The organism is Alistipes sp. CAG:268 (assembly GCA_000434235.1).
In the GTDB taxonomy this organism is placed as follows: domain Bacteria; phylum Bacteroidota; class Bacteroidia; order Bacteroidales; family Rikenellaceae; genus Alistipes; species Alistipes avistercoris.
The window spans coordinates 1-6123 of sequence record FR892000.1 but is presented as its reverse complement, the minus strand read 5'-3'; the positions used below and the strand labels follow the sequence as shown (position 1 = coordinate 6123).

Genomic DNA, 6123 nt, shown 5'->3' with positions numbered 1-6123 from the left:
ACACGACGGTCGTGGGCCGGTCGAAGTACCTGATGGGTCCCTACACCGACCGGGCAGGGCGGCCGATGGCCGACAACCACCACGAAGTGGTGATCCACGGCAACCACGACTTCGCCGGGACGGGGCACAACGCCGAACTGGTCACCGACGACAAGGGACAGACCTGGATCCTCTACCATGCCGTAAGCCGCGCGAACCCCGACGGACGGGTGCTGATGCTCGACCGCGTGACCTGGCGCAAGGGGTGGCCCGAGGTCCGCGGCGCCGAGCCGTCACGACTGGCCGAACGCCCCGCATGGAAACATCGGACGCGGAAACAGGATTAGGAGATTCACGGAATTTGTGCTATCTTGCCGCAAAAACCGGACAACGATGAACGAACGACTGCAATTCACTCCCTTTACCTCGCCTGCCGACCGGGGCTGGGCCAAGGCGATGGAGATCTATCGCCGCTCGTTTCCCCGAGGGAGATCTATCGCCGCTCGTTCCCCTACAAGGAGCAGCGCTCCGAGGAGGACCACATCCGCGCCCTGGCCGACCCCGCATTCCGGGCCGAAGGCATCTGGCGCGGCGACGAGTTTGTCGGGATCCTCTACTACTGGCACACCGACGAATGGGATTATGTGGAACATCTGGCCATCTGTGCCTCGCTGCGCGGGCAGAACCTGGGGTCGGAGGTCTTCGGGACCTTCTGCCGCGACCGGCGCGTCATTCTGGAGATCGACCCGCCCGTCGATGAGATCTCGATCCGAAGGCTGCATTTCTACCGCCGGCTGGGATTCGTCGAGAACCCGCACGAGTACATCCACCCCTCCTACCGCCAACCCTTCGAGCCGCACCGGCTGGTGCTGCTGAGCCGCCCGACGCCGCTTACCGACGACGAAGCGCGCCGTTTCGCCGATTTCATCCGGGAGACCGTGCTCCGCTACACCGAACACGAGGCGCCCGATCAACCCCGCCTTTAGAACGATGCGGGACACAACAAGTTCCCCGGACGGAGATTCCGTCCGGGGAACTTCATTTCAATGCCACACCTCCGAACAGCCCTACAGCATCGAAACGAAGTATTTGGTCACGTAGTAGCCCCCGACGAGCAGCCACACGTAGAGCAGTCCGGCCAGCAGGAAAGGCTTTGCCCCGGCCTGTCGGAACTTGTCGATGCTCGTCTCGGTGCCCAGCGCCGTCATGGCCATTGTCAGCAGGAAGGTATCGATGTACTCGATCGCCCCGTTGAGCGGGATCTCGCGCACGCTCGCCACGCCGCAGAGGTGCTGCAGCAGCGAATTGAGGCAGATCACCCCGATGAATCCGAAGGCGAACCACGGGATCGTGATGCGGCTCTTCTCCTGTCCCGCAGCGGCGGCACCCTCCTTCCGGCGGCGGCCCGCCAGGGCGAAGCTCATGATGACAAGCACCGGAGCAAGCATCATGACGCGGATCATCTTGGTGATGGTGGCCGTCCCGGCGATGCCGAGCGAGTCGGTCGGGTCCATTGCATTGCCCGCACCGGCGACGTGCGCCACCTCGTGGAGCGTGCTGCCCGTGTAGATGGCCACACCCGTGTCGCCCAGCCCGTCGAGCACCCCGGCCCGGTAGAGGATCGGATAGAGGAACATCGAGAGGGTCCCGAAGATGACCACCGTCGATACGGCGATCGCCGTCTTGTACCCCTCGCACTTCACGACCGGTTCGGCACCCAGCACGGCGGCCGCGCCGCAGATGGCCGAGCCGGTCGAGGTCATCAGCGCCGTATCACGGTCGAGTTTCAGCAGCCGGCCCAGCAGCACGCCTCCGAGGATCGTGACCGTCACGATGATGAGATCGACCGCCACGGCCGGACCGCCGACCGCCGCCACCTGGGCCAGCGTCAGGCGGAACCCGTAGAGGATGATGCCCCAGCGCAGCACCTGCTTCGTACAGAACCTGATACCCGGCACCCACGTCTCGGGCAGGCGGTTGCGCAGGCTGTTGGCATAGAGCATACCCAGCACGATACCGACGATCAGCGGGCTGAACGAGAGCTTTTTCACCACGGGGATGTCGGCGATGTAGAACGCCGCGAACGAGAACAACGCGATCAGAAGAATTCCATGCAGGGTGTTGGCCCTGTTCCCTTTTTTGAGCATATCCGGCAATTTTTGATTCCGGTCGCAAAGATCGCACCTTTGCGCCGAATGCGGAACAAGAATTGGTTATCCGCGATAACCCGAGGTTATGCCGGGCCGGAGGAAGATGGAAAACGGAGAGAGAGGGAAGCGACACCCCGCCGGGAGGCGTCAGAAGTCGGAGCGGGCGAAATCGACGAACTGCCGGGCCAGCGAATCGGGCTCTGCGGCGGCATGGACGAACGAGAAGTCGCGCGTGAGGGTCAGGTTGTCGATATCGACGATCCGCAACGCCCCGCTGCGCAGCTCATCGACGACCGAGATGACCGAGACGATCGCCATCGCATCGCTGTGGCGCACATAGGCCTTGATCCCCTCGGTCGTGCCCAGGCGCATCGCCACCTGGAGCTGCGACAGCCGCAGGCCCGCTCCGGCCAATGCCGCGGCGATCACCTCGAGCGTACCCGACCCGTTCTCGCGCAGCACAAGCGGGATGCGGCACAACTCCTCGGGAGTCACCTGCTCCGTGCGGGCATACCGGCCGCCGGGACGCGCCACAAGCACCAGTTCGTCGGGTCTGAAGAGCGTGTAGTGCAGCCCCTGCCGGCGACTGAGGCTCTCGACCATTCCCAGGTCGATCGCCTGCCCGGCCAGCGCCTCCTCGACCTGCCCGCTGTTGCCCGAGAGCACGGAGACCCGCACCCCGGGGTAACGGGCCGTAAAGTGGGCCAGAATCGGAGGCAGCAGGTATTGGGCGACGGTCGTGCTGGCACCCAGCCGCAACTCGCCCTCGGCATGGCTCGAGCAGAGGCTCATCTCGTACTCCAGCCGGCGGTAGTCCTCGGCCAGGCGCTCGGCCGCCGCCAGCATCGTGCGCCCGGCATCGGTCAAGGCGAGCCGGCTGCCGCGGCGCACGAACAGCGACGTGCGGTAGCGTGCCTCCAGCTCGCCGATGTGCTTGCTGACGGCCGGCTGCGAAATGTAGAGCTGCTCGGCGGCCCGCGTGAAACTCAGCGTCCGGGCCGCCGCAATGAATACTTTCAGTCGGAAATCGTCCATCGCCTCAACCGAGATGACCCTCCTCGGCGAACTCGCGGACCGAACGGATGTAGTGGTCGATGGTCTCCTCCATCGAGAGGAAGGACTTGCCGCCGGCGGCATTCTTGTGGCCGCCGCCGTTGAAGTACTTGCGGGCGAAGAGGTTCACGTCCACATCCCCGCGCGAACGGAGCGAGATGCGGATGAACTTGCGGTGGGCCAGGAACATGGCCGACATCTTGACCTTCTTGATCGTCAGGGCGTAGTTCACGAAGCCCTCGCTGTCGCCCTGCTGGAACTGGAAGCGGCGCATCTCGCTCTCGAGCAGCGACATGTAGGCCACCGTACCGTCCTCGATGAGTGCCATCTTGCGGTTGATGGCGTAGCCGAACAGCCGCGCGCGCCCCTCGGTATAGGCGTTGTAGACGCTGTTGTGGATCTCGGGGATGCTGATGCCCTTCTCGAGCAGCACGGCCACGGCACGGAAGAGCTCGGGCGTGAGGTGCGAGAAGGCGAAGTTGCCCGTATCGGTCATCATGCCCACGTAGAGCAGCTCGCCCATGCGACGGGTGATGGCCCCGGTGCCGTACATTGCCTCGACGAGGCAGTAGACCAGAAAGCAGGTGCTCGACGATTCGGGGTGCGAGAAGACGATGTCGAAACCCTCGTCGGGCTGCAGGTGGTGGTCGATCAGCACGCGGCGGGCGGTCGTATTGCCCTGGATCGTCTCGCTGAGGATCTCGAGCCGCGAAACGGCGTTGAAATCGAGGCAGAAGAGGACGTCGGCCTCGGCGATGGCCTTCACGGCACGCCCCTCGGTGTCGGTCTTGAAGACCACCACCTCCTCGATGCCGGGCATCCAGTCGAGGAAATAGGGGTATTTGTTCGGGACGACGCACGTCACCTCGTGTCCCCGGGCCCGCAGCACCTCGGCCCATGCCAGCGACGAACCCACGGCGTCGCCGTCAGGATTGGTGTGTGACAGGATCACGATGCGCAGGCGGGGCTGCGCAAGCATCTCTTTCAGGGACTCGATCTGTTTATGCGATAACTCCATGTAGGCTCTTTTTGAATGATTCGTACAAAGATAGAAAAAAAGAGGCAGATAACCAACCCGCCCCCGGGGATCGCCCTCCGGGCGGGAGAAAGCGGCGGCCGGGTTCTATTTCGACCGGCTGTCGGCGGCATGCTTGCGACACCACGGGGCGATGCCGCAGGAGGCGCACTTCGGGGAGCGCGCCGTGCAGACATAGCGCCCGTGAAGGATCAGCCAGTGGTGCGCCACGGGCAGCAGATGGCCGGGGATGTTGCGCTCGAGGGTCCGCTCGGTCTGCAGCGGATTCTTTGACCCGGTGGTGAGGCCGATGCGCTCCGAGACGCGGAAGACGTGCGTATCGACCGGCATCACCTGCTTCTGCCACAGCACGGCACCCAGCACGTTGGCCGTCTTGCGGCCCACGCCCGGCAGGCGCTGCATGGCCTCCAGGTCGCTCGGCACCTCGCCGCCGAACTCCTCGCAGAGCATCCGGGCCATGGCCGCGAGGTTTTTGGCCTTGTTGTTCGGGTAGGAGATGCTCCGGATGTAGGGATAGATCTCCTCGGCCGAGGCGCGGGCCATGTCGAACGGGGTCGGGAAGGCCTCGAACAGGGCCGGGGTGGTCATGTTCACCCGCTTGTCGGTGCACTGCGCCGAGAGGATCACGGCGACAAGCAGCTGATAGGGGTCCTTGTAGTGCAGTTCGCTCTCGGCCACGGGCATGTGCTCCGAGAACCAGGCGATGACGCCGTCGTAACGCTGTCGGATGGTCATGGTATCAGGCTTTTTTCGAACGTCGGAACAGAATCTTCTTCACGAGCAGCCCCGCCCCCTCGGGACAAAGCGCCAGACGCGGCGTGCGCCGCACGTCGCGCAGCCACCGTGCGAGGTATTCGCCGACCGGACCGTTGTAGGAGAGGACCCAAAGGGCCACCGAGCTGCGCCGCCGGAGGATCCGGAAACGGTTGCGGCCCGCGCCGTAGCGGGCATCGAACCAGAGGCTGATGTCCATGAGCGAGTCGCAGAATTCGATCCGCCGGCGGTAGGCCGTACTGTGGCTCACGCTGTCGGGCAGGCGCCGGTGCACGGCCGTCACCGCAGGGATGTAGCGCACGCGGCTGCACACCGAGAACCAGAGCCACATCGGCGCATCGTCGGTCTTCCAGTCGGGATGCTCCGCAGGACGCACCTCGGCGTAGTAGCGGGCGATCAGGTCGCGGCGCGCAAGGGTCGCGCAGTTGGCGATTGTCAGGCTCAGCAGCAGGCGGTCGAAGTCGGTGAAGTGGACCTCCTGGTCGGGGGTCGTGCGCCCGTCGGCCTCATAGTAGTTGTCGGCCCGCGTGTAGCACATGCCGCACGAGGGGTCGGACTCCATCAGATCGACCTGCATCTGCAGCTTGTGCGGGTCGCTCCACCAGTCGTCGCCGTCGCAGTAGGCCACATACTTGCCGCGGCAGGCCTCGAATGTGCGGAGGTAGTTGGCCCGCCAGCCGATATTCGCAGGGCCGGTGACCAGCCGCACGCGGCCGGGATATTCGGAGGCATAGGCCTCGCAGAGGGCCCGCGTGCCGTCCGTACTGCAATCCTCGCCCAGAACCAGCTCCACGGCGAAGGAGGTCTGCTGCGCCAGCACGCTCTCGACGGCCCGGGCCAGGTAGCGTTCGTGGTTGTAGGTGGTCATCAGCACCGACACCAGCGGCAGGGAGGTCTGTTCCATTGCACGATCAGAGTTTGGTCAGTTTGGCGAATTTCGCGAGCAGGGTCTTTGTCCCGGCGTTGCCGAACTCCACGACCAGCCGCTGGTCGCCGTCCTGCGCCAGCTCGATGCTGCGCACGACGCCTGCGCCGAAAATCGCATGTTCGACCCGCTGCCCGACCTCGTAGCCCGCGGACGGGACTCCGGCCGAGGCAGTGCCTGCGCCCGAGGCGGCGGGACGCACGCCC

8 protein-coding genes are annotated in these 6123 nt (G+C 64.9%); 2 read left to right on the top strand and 6 right to left on the bottom strand.

Annotated elements, in window-relative coordinates:
• Positions 1–326: family 43 glycosylhydrolase (locus QZL63_RS05630; RefSeq protein WP_290586159.1), on the top strand; the 326-nt coding region annotated here is incomplete at its 5' end.
• 24 nt (positions 327–350) lie between these two features.
• The gene (locus QZL63_RS05625; protein ID WP_022308355.1) at positions 351–965 is read left to right on the top strand and encodes a GNAT family N-acetyltransferase; all 615 of its coding nucleotides are present in this window, start codon (positions 351–353) and stop codon (positions 963–965) included.
• Between the two features lie 81 nt (positions 966–1046).
• Here QZL63_RS05625 and QZL63_RS05620 read toward each other — a convergent pair whose 3' ends face one another.
• The 6 genes from QZL63_RS05620 to QZL63_RS05595 all read right to left on the bottom strand — a co-directional run.
• Positions 1047–2126, bottom strand: coding sequence for a YeiH family protein (locus QZL63_RS05620; RefSeq protein WP_022308354.1), 1080 nt, complete (start codon positions 2124–2126; stop codon positions 1047–1049).
• A 150-nt stretch (positions 2127–2276) separates the two neighbouring features.
• Positions 2277–3164: a LysR family transcriptional regulator gene (locus QZL63_RS05615; RefSeq protein WP_022308353.1), complete on the bottom strand. Its 888-nt coding sequence runs from the start codon at positions 3162–3164 to the stop codon at positions 2277–2279.
• A gap of 4 nt (positions 3165–3168) precedes the next feature.
• The gene (locus QZL63_RS05610) at positions 3169–4200 is read right to left on the bottom strand and encodes a DHH family phosphoesterase (protein WP_022308352.1); all 1032 of its coding nucleotides are present in this window, start codon (positions 4198–4200) and stop codon (positions 3169–3171) included.
• A 105-nt stretch (positions 4201–4305) separates the two neighbouring features.
• Positions 4306–4953 (bottom strand): endonuclease III, encoded by a 648-nt coding sequence (gene nth, locus QZL63_RS05605; RefSeq protein WP_022308351.1) that lies wholly within the window; start codon positions 4951–4953, stop codon positions 4306–4308.
• A 4-nt stretch (positions 4954–4957) separates the two neighbouring features.
• The gene (locus QZL63_RS05600) at positions 4958–5896 is read right to left on the bottom strand and encodes a glycosyltransferase (protein ID WP_022308350.1); all 939 of its coding nucleotides are present in this window, start codon (positions 5894–5896) and stop codon (positions 4958–4960) included.
• Between the two features lie 7 nt (positions 5897–5903).
• Positions 5904–6123, bottom strand: a 220-nt coding sequence (locus QZL63_RS05595) for a hypothetical protein (RefSeq protein WP_290586155.1), incomplete at its 5' end; no start/stop codon positions are given.